The organism is Viridibacillus sp. NPDC093762, from assembly GCF_050279675.1.
Taxonomy (GTDB): domain Bacteria; phylum Bacillota; class Bacilli; order Bacillales_A; family Planococcaceae; genus Viridibacillus.
Map to the genome: position 1 here is coordinate 56,837 of NZ_JBNNUK010000015.1, position 16,654 is coordinate 73,490.

Below are 16,654 nucleotides of genomic sequence, written 5' to 3' on the forward strand. Positions count from 1 at the left end.
AAAGACGTCAAATATTAAAAGTAATGACCAGAAGGAGAAGATAATTAAATGAAGATTTTACAGGTTGATAACCTTGAGAAGACATATATGGGGAAAGTAAATTTTAAAGCTTTACACTCTGTTTCTTTTGATTTGGAACAGGGGAGTTTTGCGGCTATTATGGGACCTTCAGGTAGTGGGAAGACAACATTGTTGAATTGTATTTCAACGATTGACTTGCCAACTGATGGTGAAATCACGATTAATGGGCAACACCCACATAAATTAAATGACGATAACTTAGCGCAATTTAGAAGAAAAGAACTTGGTTTTGTATTTCAAGATTTTAATTTAGTTCATACGTTATCGGTTAAAGAAAATATCCTTCTTCCACTTGTTTTAGATAGTATACCGGCTTCTGAAATGGAGAAGAGATTAGAAAAAGTAACAAAACTATTAGGTATTGAACAACTATTACAAAAGCGAACTTTCGAAATTTCTGGAGGACAAGCACAACGAATAGCTATTGCACGTGCTATCATTCATCAACCATCGTTATTACTTGCTGATGAGCCGACGGGAAATCTTGATACTAAATCTGCTAAAGATGTCATGGAGCTTTTTAAATCGATCAACAAAACATTACAAACGACTATTCTAATGGTTACTCATGACCCTTATGTAGCAAGTTTTTGTGATCGTGTCATCTTTATAAAAGATGGGAATCTTTATAATCAAATACATCGAGGCACTAAACAAGGAGAGTTTTATCAGAACATCATGGATACCTTGACCTTCCTTGGAGGTGGAAGAAATGACATTTAATCATATTGTCTTACAAAATATTTTAAGAGATAAATGGACATATATCGCTTATTTCTTGAGTAGTGTTTTTTCTATCTTTATCTTCTTTTCATTTTCAGTTTCCATGTTTCACCCTGATTTATCAATCATTCAAAATGGTTCAGCACTATCGCTAGCTATGATGGCGGGCAATGTGTTAGTCTACTTATTTTCTTTCATTTTTATATCGTATTCAGTTATGTCTTTTATGCATATGAAACAAAAGACGCTTGGCTTATTTGTCATCATGGGTGCATCTAATAAGCAGATAAAAAAGATGGTCTTTCGAGAAAACATGTTTATTGGGATTATTGCGATATTGACAGCTATAATAATGGGCCTATTATTTGCCCCTCTATTTCTAATGATTACGAAGAAGATTATGAACGTTGAAGGATTTGCTATGTATTTTCCGATGAAAGCAATTGTTTTAACAAGTGCGATGTTTTTAGTGTTATTTCTAGTGATTTCTTTAATCACACCTTTCTTTATCCGTAAACAACAAATCATTCGATTGTTAAAGTCGGATAAGAAGAGTGAAAGGGAAGTGCGACTTTCTCCAATAAAATTATTACTGGGGTTAGTCACAGTAGGCTTTAGTTTGGTAGCGATGACGATCAAAAATGATGCTTCGTTTATCCGTCCATTGGTAGATAGTGATTTTGGGGTTATTGTTTTATTAATCATTTTTCTGATGGGACTGTATCCGTTATACATGCAACTCTCACTGCTAAGTATTACTATAGTACAGAAAACCAACTATTATTTACAAAGAACAAATATGCTAACAGTTTCAGGGTTGAAGTCAAAAATACGATCAAACGTGAAAATCATGTATCTAGTGTCCTTATTATTGATGGGCTCTTTTTTCTCAATAGTGATGTTGTATAGTGCCAATGCAAACGTCGAGGATAGTACTAAAGCTAATTATCCATTTAGTTTTATGTATGTTTCCAATACGGGTAATGCTCAGGAGAAAGAGCATGTAGGGCTATTACAAAGCACATTAGAAAATGAAAGAGGATACCAATCTTATAAATTTGATGTTTTGTGTAACCTAGAAAATAGAAGTCAATCTTTCATTTCTCAAAGTGATTATAATCAAGCCGTTCAGGGGATAAATGGAAAACCCGTTGCACTAAAACAGGATGAAGTTTATATAGTGAGCGGTAATTCTAGAATACATCCGAATCTTGAAATTTCGACGCAATTCCAGCAAGTATTCAAGAAAGCGGATATAAAACCGCAAGTTGTAGGTTCTGCAAGTCAAAATCTAATGCCAACGGGTTATCTTAGTCGCTTATTAGTTGTTTCGGACGAAGCTTACTCTAAAATCAATCAATTAAATATGTTCAACCATATCAATGTTTTTGCCTATAATATTAGCGATTGGAAAGAAAATATCAAATTGGCAGAAACACTGGAAACGAAAATACACATTGATTCTGATGTTGAATATGGGCAAAATTTTGGCTTTTTTAGCGCAGGAAATTTGTATGCTACAGATAAAAACGCTAAAAACTTGATGTTCTATATCGGTTTCATGCTTAGTCTAATTTTCATGATTGCTGCTCTTAGTATGATCTATTTCCGACTCATTACCGACTTTGACAAAGAACGTGAGATGTACAAAGGAATTATGAAAATGGGGCTATCGAAGAAAGAACTTTCCACTGTGGTATCCAAACAATTATTCGTGTTAATGTTTGTACCATTTATTGTTGCTAGTGTCTTTCTATTCATTGGAGTCGATTTTCTAGAAGAAGTGATGGGTGGTTCATTACAGACAATAGCTATTTATAGCTTTGGCGTTTTCTTTACCATCCAATTGCTAGGCTATCTGATTGTAAATCGTAAGTATAGAAAAACGTTAATTACAGAATTAGCGAAATAGTTTGATTGTAATTCATTTAATCTCAATATCAATCAGTTTTAAACAAAAAAAGAGATGTTATAAAAAGACTTGCCCAGCAGAGGGGGCAAGTCTTTTTACATATTGGAACATACGAGGTCTACAAAATGAGGGCAACAATCGCGATAGCAACCATAAGAACACAAAAACCTATAAGCGTATAGCCGATTACACGAATTCCTTTTGGTTGTTGTTGTAAATGTAGTTTCTTATGAGATGGAGCACCCATTATTTGATTATCAGACTCCATCGGATCAAATATTGTATCTTCATTATTTAATGTACTTGATGCATCTTGAATAATTTGATTCTTTTCTTCCATAACATTACCTCCTCTTAAAGGTTGTAATAAAAATGACTTGAATTATTACCAATTTATTCAACTATACACGATAATTATATTGCTTGAAAGCGTTAATTATAAGTAAATAACCTTGTTGAATAGGATTATCTTTTTATTTTGAAGTATGAAGTAATAAATGGAAGGGTACTGTTTTAGAATGCTCTCAATACAGCATTCATAGTAAGATTTAGAGGGGGGGCTATTAAGTAGAGGGATACAATTTCAGTTTTCAGAGTGAAGCCTTAAAGGAAATATGTAATCTTGCCAAACTTTCAAAAATCGAAACGAGGTTTTAGTAAAAGATGATTAAGCTTTTCAGACGGCTCATTTTTGTTCCCATAACTGGCAAGATAATTTAAAATAGAGATAGCTAGTTTTTCTTATTTAACTATAGAGACAGGTGGTTCCAACAATAAGCAGAAATGATATTATAAATTACAAATGGAAAATAGGATAAAATTTGGAACTTTTATTAGTTATAATCGTTTAAATTAAATGGCAGGCTAATGAATGTAATTAATGAGATATCAATGTATCTAATTAAAGTGATTGTTCAAATAAATACGAATTTGAGGGTGATCTCGGTTTGCTAATGCTTTTAATTCAGTTTGTTACAGCTACTATACTATGTTTCTTTTCTACTTTTTTTGCGTGGTATGAAGGTAGTACAATCCTTGATAATCCATGGGAATGGAAGTATTCAACACCATTTTCTCAATTGTTATATGGAGAAGTACATAGTGCTAGCGATATATCACAACTCGACTACTTTATATATGCAGCTAAATTTCAACCCACTTTTCCAGCTATTATGGTAATAAGCAGTGTATATATGCTTATTCTTATTGGGTATTATTCTTTCAAGGAAAGGTATAAATGGTTTGCTTATTATCTATTCATTTTAGCTGGAGGATTATCTATTCTTAGTTATTTTATATATATTTCGACTACTTTACGTGGGGAAATTCTTTTCTATATTTGTATAGTGAGTAGTGTTCTGTGTTTAGCAATTGCTACGATATCTTACTTTCAGATTTTTAATCGTAACACGAATAACAAACAAATTTTCTTGAAATAACGGGGCAAAAATTAAACAGAGAAACGTTTTATTTGCTGTTTCTCTGTCTGAATTACTAGTAATTGTTCTTTCCTCATTAATTTCCCTATAAAAAATCACCCCAATCGTTAGTTTTTGTCTAACAGCTGAGGTGTAGTTCTTGTTCTTTATTACATTTCTTGTAAAACACCCTTAATTAAATCAACGAATTGTGTTCTAACTTTACTCGCCACTTCAATTACTTCATCATGATTTAATGGCTGATCTAATATTCCACATGCCATATTTGTTAGGCAGGAAATGCCAAGTACTTTCATATTTCCATGAATGGCTACTATAGCTTCTGGAACGGTTGACATACCTACAGCATCTGCGCCTAAAGTACGAATCATGCGAATTTCAGCAGGAGTTTCGTAAGCGGGTCCACTCCACCAGGCATAAACACCTTCTTGCAAGGTAATGTTTTGTTCTGTAGCTACTTTAGAAGCAATATTACGTAAATTACGATTATAAACTTCAGAAACATCAGGGAAACGAGTTCCCAATTCATCATTATTTGGACCAATTAATGGATTTGTACTAACCAAATTAATATGATCAGTAATTAACATTAGATCTCCTGGATTAAAGCTTGTATTAACAGCACCGCAAGCATTAGTAATAATTAGCTCCTCAACACCTAACGCTTTCATTACACGTACTGGAAAAGTTACTTCGTCTAAAGTAAAGCCCTCATAATAATGGAAACGACCTTTCATAGCTACTACTGTTTTTCCTTTTAATTCTCCAATTACTAATTCATTGGCATGTCCAATTGCTCCAGACTTTGCAAAGTGAGGTATTTCACTATAAGGAATTTTGAAAGGGTTCTCAATTTCATCTGCAAGAGTTCCTAAACCAGACCCTAAAATCAGTCCAATCGAAGGACGATAATCTGTCTTATTCATAATGAAATCTCTAGCTTCTAAAATATCTTGTAATTTGTGCATCAATAATTCCTCCTTAAATAAAAAACATAAACGTTACTGAAAATTGATTTGCTATTAGACAAAATGTTTAAGTATGCATGCAATAGGTGAAAATAATGATTTTTCCTTACATTGCATCAGTAGAATTTTAATTGATTTTTTAGCTATTGTAAATAGTGTGCAATTGGGAGTGCGAACACTATACTGAACAAGTTATCAAAGGGCTGCTGCTTAAATTCAGTCGGCTTAAGAAAAACAAGAGTTTGAACTAAGTGTAGCCAGCCGCTTATTTCTTATACAACTTATATGCCAATGTAATCTAGACACAATATGTTTTTCTGATTTTTATAGTTTCGTTCGGGTTTCATTATGGCGTAATTATGCCTGGTGTGTCTCCCATAAGATAAATCAAATTCAGTTTTAGTTATCAATTCAATATATGTACATATCAGAATTACCATAAATATTTTGTATATGCTATTTCTATTTTCAGTATATAAAAGTGAAGAAAAAAATAAAAAACCTGAGAGAATACCCCCAGGTTTTCATTAATCTTTATTCATTAATTTAAAAATAAAACTTACAATTAAAATCAACAGAATGGAGCCAATTAATGCAGGGAAAATATAAAAGTCACTTACTAATGGTCCCCATTGACCTAATAATTTACCACCTATCCAAGCTCCAATAATGCCTGCAATCACATTACCTATCATTCCACCTGGGATGTCCTTACCTATAATTAAGCCCGCTACCCATCCGAGAAGGCCACCTATAATAATAAACCAAAGAAAACTGAACATACCGAACTCTCCTTTTAAATTTGGATTTGATATTAGTATTCCCCAATAACTGAAGATTATTAATTTTTAACGGAAACATTACCATGAGTAGATCAATCCAAGCTACTTAAATTAGATTACAGGTAGCTGATTTTCCATGAAAAGGAATCGGGATAGTATAAAATAGCCACAAAGTGTAAAAAACATAATTGAGGAGTTTGGAACTGAAACTGATATCAGCGAAGTAGCGAAGCAGAATAATAAAGGTGAGCAAAACAAGCAAAAAGCTTCGGGTAAATTTGCTAAGAATAATCAAAATAACTCGAACTATTCATGGATACCTCTAATAAATAGTTTTAGGAAGAACTTGATGAAGATATCGACGCTGAATAATTTTTATAAAAAAGAAGTAAAGAGCATGTCGATGAACAAGAATACGATTATAAACATATTTATCTAATCTTAATGTTTGTTTGAATTAATAATAATGATTTTTCAATTACTTTAAAGAACCTCCACACTAGATCAGAATCATTTTTGAGTAGAAACTTAACCTGTCACCGTCTTAATAACACTAAATTTTAATTTTTTTAATTTGACGTATTTTTCTTCCAATATAAACCACACTAATTGTCCATTACAGAAAAGGGTGAAAACATGGTAAATAAAATAGTCATATCCGTTATAATCATTTTCTTGATAGTTAGCCTTACATTTGCCTTTTCAATGTCTCCTACCAAAGATATTAAAAATACTGTTATCAATCAAAAGCAAAAACAAAAACCAGTTATACTCATTACTGTAGACTCTCTTATGAGTCAGTCCATTCAACAAGCTATTCAAGAAAAAAAAGCACCTGCCTTTTCATTTTTAATGAAAAACGGACAATTCTACCCAGAAGCAATTAGCTCTTATCCTACAATGTCTGTCGCGATTGACAGCACTTTGTTGACTGGTACTTATGCTGATCAACATAAGATTCCAGGTCTTATTTGGTTTAAGAAAGATGAAAATCGCATTATTAGTTATGGAAGTGGGATAAGTGAAATATGGAGCCTTGGAGTTAAAAATGTTGCCTACGATGGTATTGTAAATTTAAACAAAGAGCATTTGAGCAAAAATGTTCAGACTATTCATGAAGAACTATCAAAGGATAACATTCAATCTGCCTCTATCAATGGACTTTTATACCGTGGAACTTTTCACCATCAATTAAATGTCCCGAAACTAATTTCAGCAATGGGACTTCTACCAAGTAAAATAGATACCAATGGACCATCATTACTTTCATTGGGAACATTGTCTCAATATAATCCCAATAATGATCGTCAAAAGTTTGCGTGGAAAAGTATGGGCGTAAATAATCAATTTACCGTTAACGAGTTGAAATTTTTAATTAAACATAATAAATTACCCGCATTTACTCTGGCATATCTTCCAGATGCAGATAAGGATTTACATAAAAAAGGGCCAGAGTATATAGAGCCAATTGAAAAAGCAGATCAATATCTTCAAGAGCTACTCAATTCTTATTCAACTTGGGAGGAAGCGATTGAACAGGTAATTTGGATTGTGCATGGAGATAGTTCTCAATCTAAGATTATGAAAGATAAGAACACTTCGCTAATCGATTTAAATGATATTTTAAAAAACTATACTTTTTGGGAAAGTAAGAAAAAGAATAGCGAAATTGCAATCGCGATTAACGAGAGAATGGCGTACATTAACTTAATTAAAGAAAACATTGAAATTTCAAAAATAATAGAGACATTAAAAAAAGATAACCGAATTGGTTTTATTGCATGGAAAGAGGGAGGAACAAACTATGTTATTTCTCCACAATCCGATAAGAATTTCACATTTTCCCCAAATGGTACTTATAAGGATCTGTATAACCAATCATGGAAGTTAGATGGTGATCATTCCATTTTAGATTTGGAAATTGATAATCAAGGGCTTATTAAATATGGCGATTATCCAGATGCTCTCGCAAGACTGAATGGTGCTCTGCATTCACATGAAGGTCAATTTATTATTGTAGATGCCAAACCAAACTTTGAATTCATAGAAAAACATAGTCACAACCATGCTGGTGGAGGAGCACATGGTTCTTTACACAAAGTCGATTCTCTTGTTCCGCTCATAATCGCTGGTACACATGAAAAACCTGAATACAATAGACTTGTTGACATTAAAAAATGGATTATTAAATTAACAAAATGATTCCCTTACCTTAGACATTATAGAGGTAGCGTCAGGAAAATGAGCATTTGCAATGTTAAGGAATATATGATTACAAACCCCAATTTCTTCAGATACGTTAAAAAAGCAGTAGAGACTTTGTTTGAAATTTGAAAAGGATTAAGCTATTTTCTCTGCTCTATTCAAATATAAGTCTTTAACATAGACACTTGTAATTGTTGAGTTCTTAGTGTTTCTATTCTCGAAATTTGCAGAACAACTGGGTCAGTTCTGTTTGCTTTACTCATTTTAGTTGAAATTGATGAATCCCTTGTTAAGTTAAAGGAATATGAAGGTGAATTTGTTTCTGTTGAAGGATTAAAAGTGAAACTTCTTGTAACCTAATAAAAGGCCTCCATTTAGCTGAGTAAAATGGAGGCCTTTTATAGTGATTGTTGGAAATAATGCGAGAATGAACGAAAGTAACAAAGTTGCACTTATTGCATCCCTAAAAAGAAACCTGATATTTTAATTCAGATACCTATTTCTGTTTTATTGAATCGAATCAAAAATTTCTATTTTTCAACTAACGGGTGCGTTAGTGAAATTCCATTGGGTTGCTTTGGAAGCACATTTTTTTTATCGAACTATAGAGGGATTTTTTTATTATTTTTTCCAAATACATACAACAGAACGTGTATTCGTGTTATGATTTTATTAATAACACTATTGTAGGGGGATGAATATGAAATTAAAAAATGTCAACATTGAAGAACAAATGAAACATTATAATGTCCTAGGTATAAGTATTGCATTGCTTGAGAACGGTCAAATTAGCAGAACAGAAAATTACGGTTTACTAGAGGTAGAAAGTGATAGAAAAGTAACTGAAAATTCTATTTTTAGTTCGTGTTCCATTAGCAAGTTCTTAACAGGAATGATTGCTTTAAAGCTAATAGAGGAGGGACTTCTTGATTTAGATGAGGATATAAATACAAGGCTTGTATCGTGGAAAGTACCAGAAAATGAATTCACTAAAAATAAATGCGTTACATTGAGAAATTTACTTAGTCATCAATCTGGAATTAAGGACCCTGAAGGTGGTTTTTTTGAACTAAATTCAAAAATAGGTGTTCCTTCGATGGTTGAATTATTAGAGGGAAAAACTTCTTATTGTAAAGCTCCTATTCAAGTACAGTGTGTACCAGAGAGTGAATTTCACTATTCAGATGCAGGATTTTGTGTTGTTCAGCAACTAATTGAAGATGTTACTGAAAAGCCATTTTATCAAGTGGTGAATGAGTTAATATTTAAACAATTAAGAATGAAAAATAGCCATTTAAATACAACAACAATGTTAGTGATGGATAAAAAAGAATTCTCTTGTGGTCATAATAAAAACGGTGAATTAGTAGATGGAAAGTATCCTATATATCCATACCCAGCAGCCTCTGGATTATGGACAACTTCTTTAGATTTAGCTCAATTAGTACTTGAGCTACTAAATGCTCTAAAAGGAGAAAGTAAAATTGGCATTTCGAAAAGATTAGCAAAAGAAATGATAACACCTCAAAAATGTAAGAGTTGGACTGGATTAGGCGTGTTTCTTGAAGGCTCTGAAAGAGAATTAGAAATTACATCACTTGGATGGGGAGTAGGCTTTCAATGTATGATGGTAGCATTTTCACACATAGAAAAAGGGGCAGTTATCATGACGAACGCAGAGTTAGGTGTTCATCAAATGGAAGGAATTATAGGAGATATATATAAATCACTGATGCCATAAAAAGCGTTATTTTAGGGGGGAGAAAGATGCAAATAGCTTTAGCGAATCCAACTCAAATATCTGAAGTTGTGAATTTCTTTAACGAAAATTTAGATCGTAATAACAGTGCTATTTATTCTGAAGAGTTTTTATGTCCTCTTGGAATTAAAGCAGCTATAAGAAGAAAGCAAATGATAGTGGCAACAGTAGAAGGTCAAGTAGTAGGAGCATTTCGGTTTTACCCCAAAAAAACACAAAACAAAATTTCTTTGTATCAATTTGCAATAAGCGGGGTTTATCGTGGTCAAGGGTTGTTAAAAAAGATGTTAAATAAGTTAAATGATTTACCTATTGTTGCCCTATGTCCTACTGATGCCAATTTTAATGAATATTATTATAAATCAGGTTGGAATTTACAAGAACAAAGTGACGAGTTCAAAATCTGGGTTTTTAGTAACCCTAATTAAGTTTTGTGAACTTCTTCACTTAAAGAACGAGGAAGGCAATCTTTTGGATGAAGAAATATTATATATTCGGAGTAGGTGAAAATAAGTGACTTACTTATAATTTATATTTGGGTACTGTGCTTTATATTTAGTGATTTGGTTACATGAAGTTGGACTGGGGATCTTATTTGCAAAATATAAATGCAGAGACAATCCTTTTAAGGTTCATGTACCATTCTATTTATTTTTTCTCTACACCACATCCTGTTAATGAAAAAGAGGCGATAACTCTAAATAGTAGTCAATACTTTTATATTGGCATAGCGGGAATAATAGTGAATCTGCTTTTTGGTATTCCTGTACCGTCCTTTTACTAACGATGGAGTTTAATAATTCAATTTTAGTTTTCTTTTTTTATTCTTTTGCCTTATTTCATCTAGTGGAGGCTGCAAGTTACTTGACAATTAGCAATATTTTTCATGCAAATGGTATGACAACTGTTCAAAACTACAAACCAAAATTAAGAATACTATTATTTTTAATAGGAATATTCATAGTTATCCTTATCGTTTTCATGCTAATCAAAAGTTCTGAAAGTTGGAAAATTGGATACTTCATTTCAATAATAATCATGATTTTAAGCATGGGATTAGGAAGAATCTTTTTTAACCTAAGAACACGGGCTACATAGTCAGCTCCTCTTCTTATTAAACTAATGAGGAAAATAATTAAAGAATTTATCGAAGGGTGTGGAGAATTATGGGTTCAAGAATAATGCACTTGGTTATCGCTAATAGAATTGCAGAGTGTCTGTCGATAGAAGATAGAACACCATTATTACTTGGAGGCATTGCGCCAGATGCTGTTTCATCAAAAGAAATATCACATTACTTTAAAGGTGAAGTACAGGATTATTCACGAAGCATTGATTATAAAGGTTTTTTACATAAATATCATGCGCAAGTAGAAAGTCATTATATTTTGGGATATTATACACATTTAATCGCTGATGATATATGGCTGAAAGGTTTTTATCTTCCTTGGTTGAAAAATAGAATGGAAGCTAATAATGAAATTTTTAATTTATACCATAATGATTTTCGATTACTGAATGGAAAATTATTAGAATACTATGGTTTTACAGTTGAATTGAGAAAAATGCTCAGTAATCTTCCTCCAATATTGGATTTGCAAGAGGTTAAGTCTAAAGATGTTGAAGAATTTATTCCTTATGTATTACGCGATATGCAGTACGATAAGGAAGTGATAAAAGAAAGACTTAATGTATTTACGTTTGATCAGATAGTTGGTTATATAGAGACATCAGTTGATAAGGGGTTATTGAACATAAAATACTTACTTCCTTAATCTATTTATTGTGAATTTGACACGACTTTATTTACTGTGATAATTTCAACTTAGAGGTGATAAAAAATGGCTTTTCAATCTAAAAATATTTTTATCAATTTACCAGTGAAAGATCTGAACAAATCCTTCAAGTTTTTTCAAGAGTTAGGTTTTGATTTCAACCCACAATTCAGTGATGAGAGCACAGCCTCTATGATCATTAGCGACAATATCTTCGCATTGTTAATGGTTGAAGATCGTTTCAAAGAGTTTATCAAGAAGGAAATTACGGATACTACCACTTCTGCAGAAGCGATTTTCTGCTTATCTGCTGAAAATCGGGATCAAGTGGATGAGTTGGTAAATAAGGCACTGGCATCTGGAGGTATATCTTATAGTGACCCTCAAGACCATGGATTCATGTATATATGGGGTTTCCAGGACTTAGACGGCCATATCTGGGAAATAGCTTATATGGATGAAAGTGCAATAAATCAGGGATAAGCTTTTCGGTTTAAGTTATCTTATAAAATTTTAATTTTCGTAGTGATGATGCCTTAACAGGTATCATCTTTTTTATTTCACCATAACGACATTCACAATGGGAATAGAAGGATATTGAGCTGTTCAGACTGCTCTTTTTTCAAATTCAATTCGACAAATTACTAATAATATATATGAATCGGGCAAATTATCTTAACTGATAAAATAAGGTAGTAATCAAAAATATGAGAAACAAACAATATACCTTTAATTTTGCTGTTTTTGTTTTGATATTAACTTTATCATCCATAGTTGTGGTGTTTGCGGACCCTCAAAATAACTGAGTTAAATAAAATTAACTCAAAAAATTATTATGTGAGCAAATGTGTGAGCAATTTGGAGAGTAAGTGATCTGTTTCTAATAGCTTAAAGTAAATTAGGTTTGATTGTCGTATTCTTAAAAGATGAATATAAGGATTAGACAGGCTCTCTTGGTATTGTTTTTCTTCAAATAGAGTGGCCAAATTTCTGTGTGAAGGGCATTGTCAGAGGCTAAGAATGATAAAGACTTGAGTTATATCTCGTGACTCGAGGGCACAATTCTCAATACGGAAGCCATGTCGGTTTAGGTTACTGCTATTTGTATGATACCTCATTTTTATGCATATTCCTGAACCCCACGCTGCATAATTTTTTTTAGTTCATACTGTTTTATCAGATAGTTGTAATCCAGATAGACTTGGAGCTCTTTCTTTGCTTGTTTAATAGTACGAAAATTCTTCATAGGCATTTCCCCTCAAGCTATACATTTAGAACTCATCTCTTCTAGGATGCTTTTATACTTATTTGTACAGGTTACATCCCCGGATTTTTTTATCAATAAGGTTAACCAGTTAACTTATTAAAATAATTTATATGATCCCATAACAGTAATCCTTTCACTTCCAATCAATAAATATTTGACGATATTTTCTTTCTGTATGTTTTGCGATATCACATTGTTCATCTATCCCTAGCAATCGTTTTAAACCTTTCATGCGGTACTCTACTTTAAAGTAGTAAAATCATTCGTAACTTCAAAATAGCTGTTAGCAGAAAAATATAAAACCAATGTCGTTTTGTGGTATTTATTTTATGAATTGTTGATGTTTATTTGATTGAGTTATTGATAATTCCATCAAAATTCGCTGTCAATTGAATCAACATCGTTTTGCAACAAGCTGCTTAATTTTTAAAAAAGGATTTTTCGGAAGGTGAATTCTGGATTTTCGTAAAATGTGAACTATTATATTGATTCGTATGTATAAAAAAATAAAGGATTTCTCTATTCCGAAATAATAAATTATTCATAAAATGTATGCCAAAACGAAGGTGTATGGAATTCTGTTTAATGCGAATTAAATTCTCGAAAATGACTAATATAACTCGAAAATTCAAAAAATTGAATTGACAATTGAATTTAATTCCAGTAATAATTAACCTAAGGTTCAAATTTTTACTGGCAAGTTATTACTTATTACTGTTTTCTGGTATTTATATGGTTTTGTATATGGATTTCTAAACTTTTAGATTTATTGAGTTGAAAGTTGAAAATAGTCAGTTTTGATTTAATCGTCAAATAGATATTTATATTTCCTCGGAGAGAGAAAGGAGGTAGCAATATTAAACTAAACGAAAAAAGAGGTTTAATAAAAAAACAGCAAATCTTATTATCAGCAGTGAAAATTGTTAATCGACGTGGTTATGAAGGTGCAACGATGGAAGAAATTGCGGCAGAGCTATTGATGACAAAAGCTTCACTTTATTATTATTTCCGAAATAAAGAGGATCTACTGTTCCAATGTCATAACCTTGTATTAAATCAAGCGATTGCAGACATGGAGGAGTTGGTGGTACAACCACTCGGTGTAGAAGAGCTATTTTCTCAAATGGTAGCCCTGCATATTAATTATGTGCTGGAAGAGAAAGAGACCTTTAATTTATTATTTGGAACTAAAAATATTTTTGCAAAAGAACAGATAGTTGAAGTCATTAGAATAAGAAAGCGATATTTCTTATTATTTACTGAACTCATTACAAAAGGTATTGAAGAGAAAAAGTTTGTACAGACAGATTCATATTTACTCACGATGCATATTTTAGGAGCTTTAAATAGTATTCAACTGTGGTATCAGCCTAATGGGCGCTTATCAAAAGCTGATATTATTCGTCATTTTCAAAAGGATTTATTAAAAATTTTAAAGTAAAAGATACGTGTGAGCTAATTTTTGAAGATGTACGAGTATCAGCAGATCAATTACTCGGTGAAGAAAATCAAGGTTTCTACTACTTGATGAAAAACTTGCAGCAAGAGCGCTTAGTGGTTTCTATTGCAGGCATTAAATCTGCTGAAATTATGTTAGAGATTACAAAGAACTATACGAAAAAACGTACAGCCTTTGGTAACCCGATATCGGCCTTTCAAAATACTCAATATAAATTAGCTGAAATTGCAACAGAAATCTCAATTGGACGAAATTATGTTGATAATTTAGTCATGAAACATATGAACAAAGAAGATGTTGTAACAGAAGTATCTATGGCGAAATGGTGGGTTAGTAGTTTAGCCAAACGTATTTCGGAAGAATGCATGCAGTTACATGGTGGTTATGGCTATATGGAAGAATATGAAATTGCAAGAAGTTTCCGAGATACAGCTGTTACATCTATTTACGCAGGAACAAATGAAGTGATGAAAAACATTATTGCAAAGAGAATCGGCCTGTAGCATAAAATAATTTTGCCCATACTACTATTTAGTAGTATGAGGGCATATTTTGAAAAATAGGATAGTAATATAATTTGGAAGTATCGTTCATGTTTTTTAGACTCTATTTGTTTAATTCAATATAAGAAACTTATTTTATATAACACAGGACGGTGAATGAGATGTCATTAAAATCGAGGAGCCTGAACTAGGTGATTATATGCGTTGGGAAAACGAAAAAATAGATGATGCGGGTGGTGCAATGTTTCATTCGCTAAATCGAAATAAACGTAGTATTACACTCGATTTGAAAGGTGAATATGGTAAGCAAATCTTCAAAGAGTTAGTGAAAACAGCTGATATTGTATTGGAATCATTTCGACCAGGAGTAATGGAACGACTTGGCTTAAGCTACGAAGTATTAAACGAGATTAACGAAAAAATTATTTATTGTGCGATTACAGGGTTTGGACAAACAGGACCATACATGGATATGCCTGGACATGATGTGAACTATTTAAGTTATGCCGGAATTATGGAATTGCAAGGGGAAGGAACAGGAAGTCCGATTTTATCCTCAATTCAAATAGCTGATATCGCAGGGGGTGCACAACAAGCGATTAATGGCATTTTATTAGCGCTATTTGAACGGACTGTTTCAGGAAAAGGACAATTTGTTGATATCTCTATGTTAGATGGCTCAATGTCATTGCTACAAACATCTTTGTCAGAATATTTGGTTAACAAAGAAGTGCCGAAACGCGGAGAGCCATATTTGAGTGGAGGTCTAGCCTGCTATGGTGTATATCGTACAAAGGATGACCGACATTTATCTGTTGGAGCACTTGAAATGAAGTTTTGGCGACCGTTCTGTCAAGTTATTGGCAAAGAGGCACTTATTGAGCAATTGAATGCCCCAAGTGATATACAAGAAAAAATGCGTGTGTGTATTCAAGCAATATTGCTTGAAAGAACGCTGGAAGAATGGATGCAAGCATTTCAAAATGTAGGCACTTGTGTGTCACCAGTTTTAACTTTTGATGAGGTAGTGAAAAATCCACAAACTAAGGTGCGAGAAATGATTATAGATGTTACACATGATCACGGTAGTGTGAAACAAATCGGTATCCCCATTAAACTATCAAGAACACCGGGCTCCATCCGCACAAGTGCACCAAGGTTAGGAGAGCATAACGACCAAATTATTCGTCCGTTGAGTGTATCACAGTAATAGTGGAAGCTGTTTTAGTAGAAATTAACAATCACGTTGCAGTAATTACATTAAATGAACCTCAGTCGTAGAATGTATTGTCAAAAAATATTGTAAAAGAGCTGACTGAAGCAATTGATAGGATTAAACATGATCCACATGTATGTGCGGTTATATTAACTGGAAATATTAAAGAGTTTCCAGAAGAAGCAAATAAAGCGCCTGTTAGCCGCGCTTATATGGAATCGCTGGTCCTTCTATTAACCGCTTTAGCACAGTTAGAAAAATCTACAATTGCTGCGGTGACATTGCTCTCGGTCATCCATTAGGTGCAACAGGTGCACGTATTATGGTGTCAATGATGCACGAATTAGAACGAACTGGTGGGCGTTATGGGTTACAAACTATTTGTGAAGGTGCAGGAATGGCAAATGCAACAATCATTGAACGAGTAGTTTAGTAAATAGGCGTATTATTTGCTAGACGGCGGTAACCAAAATAACTTAGATAGGGGGTGTACAACTGGACTATAACTAGTATTTTAATAATTTTTCTTAGACAGAGGTAACTGAACAATTCGATTGGAATTCAG

At 32.8% G+C, this 16,654-nt stretch carries 15 protein-coding genes and 2 pseudogenes; 13 read left to right on the plus strand and 4 right to left on the minus strand.

From position 1 onward, the window contains the following. Positions 1-48: 48 nt before the first annotated feature. Entirely contained in the window at positions 49-804 is a 756-nt protein-coding gene (locus ACQKM9_RS16505) for an ABC transporter ATP-binding protein (protein ID WP_427735451.1), read from the plus strand. Next, positions 794-2,716, plus strand: coding sequence for an ABC transporter permease (locus ACQKM9_RS16510; RefSeq protein ID WP_427735452.1), 1,923 nt, complete (start codon positions 794-796; stop codon positions 2,714-2,716). The genes ACQKM9_RS16505 and ACQKM9_RS16510 overlap by 11 nt, the downstream gene beginning before the upstream one ends. Positions 2,717-2,834: 118 nt before the next feature. On the opposite strand, the gene ACQKM9_RS16515 is transcribed toward ACQKM9_RS16510, so the two are convergent. Further along, positions 2,835-3,056 (minus strand): hypothetical protein, encoded by a 222-nt coding sequence (locus ACQKM9_RS16515; RefSeq protein WP_427735453.1) that lies wholly within the window; start codon positions 3,054-3,056, stop codon positions 2,835-2,837. Between the two features lie 613 nt (positions 3,057-3,669). Between ACQKM9_RS16515 and ACQKM9_RS16520 the strand changes: the two genes are divergently transcribed. After that, positions 3,670-4,155, plus strand: a complete 486-nt coding sequence (locus ACQKM9_RS16520) for a YjdJ family protein (protein WP_427735454.1) — start codon at positions 3,670-3,672, stop codon at positions 4,153-4,155. Between the two features lie 149 nt (positions 4,156-4,304). Here the strand turns inward: ACQKM9_RS16520 and ACQKM9_RS16525 are convergent, their stop codons facing one another. After that, positions 4,305-5,123, minus strand: coding sequence for a purine-nucleoside phosphorylase (locus ACQKM9_RS16525; protein WP_427735455.1), 819 nt, complete (start codon positions 5,121-5,123; stop codon positions 4,305-4,307). Between the two features lie 527 nt (positions 5,124-5,650). Then, positions 5,651-5,905 (minus strand): GlsB/YeaQ/YmgE family stress response membrane protein, encoded by a 255-nt coding sequence (locus tag ACQKM9_RS16530; RefSeq protein ID WP_427735456.1) that lies wholly within the window; start codon positions 5,903-5,905, stop codon positions 5,651-5,653. Positions 5,906-6,541: 636 nt separating this feature from the next. On the opposite strand from ACQKM9_RS16530, the gene ACQKM9_RS16535 reads away from it, so the two are divergent. From ACQKM9_RS16535 to ACQKM9_RS16555, 5 genes are all read left to right on the plus strand, one after another. Further along, positions 6,542-8,107: an alkaline phosphatase family protein gene (locus ACQKM9_RS16535; protein ID WP_427735457.1), complete on the plus strand. Its 1,566-nt coding sequence runs from the start codon at positions 6,542-6,544 to the stop codon at positions 8,105-8,107. Positions 8,108-8,810: 703 nt separating this feature from the next. Next, positions 8,811-9,851: a serine hydrolase domain-containing protein gene (locus ACQKM9_RS16540; RefSeq protein WP_427735458.1), complete on the plus strand. Its 1,041-nt coding sequence runs from the start codon at positions 8,811-8,813 to the stop codon at positions 9,849-9,851. Positions 9,852-9,877: 26 nt separating this feature from the next. After that, positions 9,878-10,297 carry an N-acetyltransferase family protein gene (locus ACQKM9_RS16545; RefSeq protein ID WP_427735459.1) on the plus strand — a complete coding sequence of 140 codons (420 nt, stop codon included), beginning with the start codon at positions 9,878-9,880 and terminating at the stop codon, positions 10,295-10,297. A 738-nt stretch (positions 10,298-11,035) separates the two neighbouring features. Next, entirely contained in the window at positions 11,036-11,644 is a 609-nt protein-coding gene (locus tag ACQKM9_RS16550) for a hydrolase (RefSeq protein WP_427735460.1), read from the plus strand. A 66-nt stretch (positions 11,645-11,710) separates the two neighbouring features. Then, entirely contained in the window at positions 11,711-12,127 is a 417-nt protein-coding gene (locus tag ACQKM9_RS16555) for a VOC family protein (protein WP_427735461.1), read from the plus strand. A 637-nt stretch (positions 12,128-12,764) separates the two neighbouring features. On the opposite strand, the gene ACQKM9_RS16560 is transcribed toward ACQKM9_RS16555, so the two are convergent. Beyond that, positions 12,765-12,890 carry a hypothetical protein gene (locus ACQKM9_RS16560; protein ID WP_427735462.1) on the minus strand — a complete coding sequence of 42 codons (126 nt, stop codon included), beginning with the start codon at positions 12,888-12,890 and terminating at the stop codon, positions 12,765-12,767. 934 nt (positions 12,891-13,824) lie between these two features. Between ACQKM9_RS16560 and ACQKM9_RS16565 the strand changes: the two genes are divergently transcribed. The 5 genes and pseudogenes from ACQKM9_RS16565 to ACQKM9_RS16585 all read left to right on the plus strand — a co-directional run. Beyond that, positions 13,825-14,352: a TetR/AcrR family transcriptional regulator gene (locus ACQKM9_RS16565; protein ID WP_427735463.1), complete on the plus strand. Its 528-nt coding sequence runs from the start codon at positions 13,825-13,827 to the stop codon at positions 14,350-14,352. After that, a pseudogene (locus ACQKM9_RS16570) lies at positions 14,325-14,873 on the plus strand (acyl-CoA dehydrogenase family protein); the annotation flags it as partial. The gene ACQKM9_RS16565 and the pseudogene ACQKM9_RS16570, both read left to right, overlap by 28 nt. Positions 14,874-15,045: 172 nt before the next feature. Next, complete coding sequence (locus ACQKM9_RS16575) at positions 15,046-16,083, plus strand: CaiB/BaiF CoA transferase family protein (RefSeq protein ID WP_427735490.1); 1,038 nt, start codon at positions 15,046-15,048, stop codon at positions 16,081-16,083. A gap of 77 nt (positions 16,084-16,160) precedes the next feature. After that, positions 16,161-16,391: a hypothetical protein gene (locus ACQKM9_RS16580; protein ID WP_427735464.1), complete on the plus strand. Its 231-nt coding sequence runs from the start codon at positions 16,161-16,163 to the stop codon at positions 16,389-16,391. Next, positions 16,364-16,522: pseudogene (locus ACQKM9_RS16585) on the plus strand (steroid 3-ketoacyl-CoA thiolase); the annotation flags it as partial. The gene ACQKM9_RS16580 and the pseudogene ACQKM9_RS16585, both read left to right, overlap by 28 nt. Between the last annotated feature and the right edge of the window lie 132 nt (positions 16,523-16,654).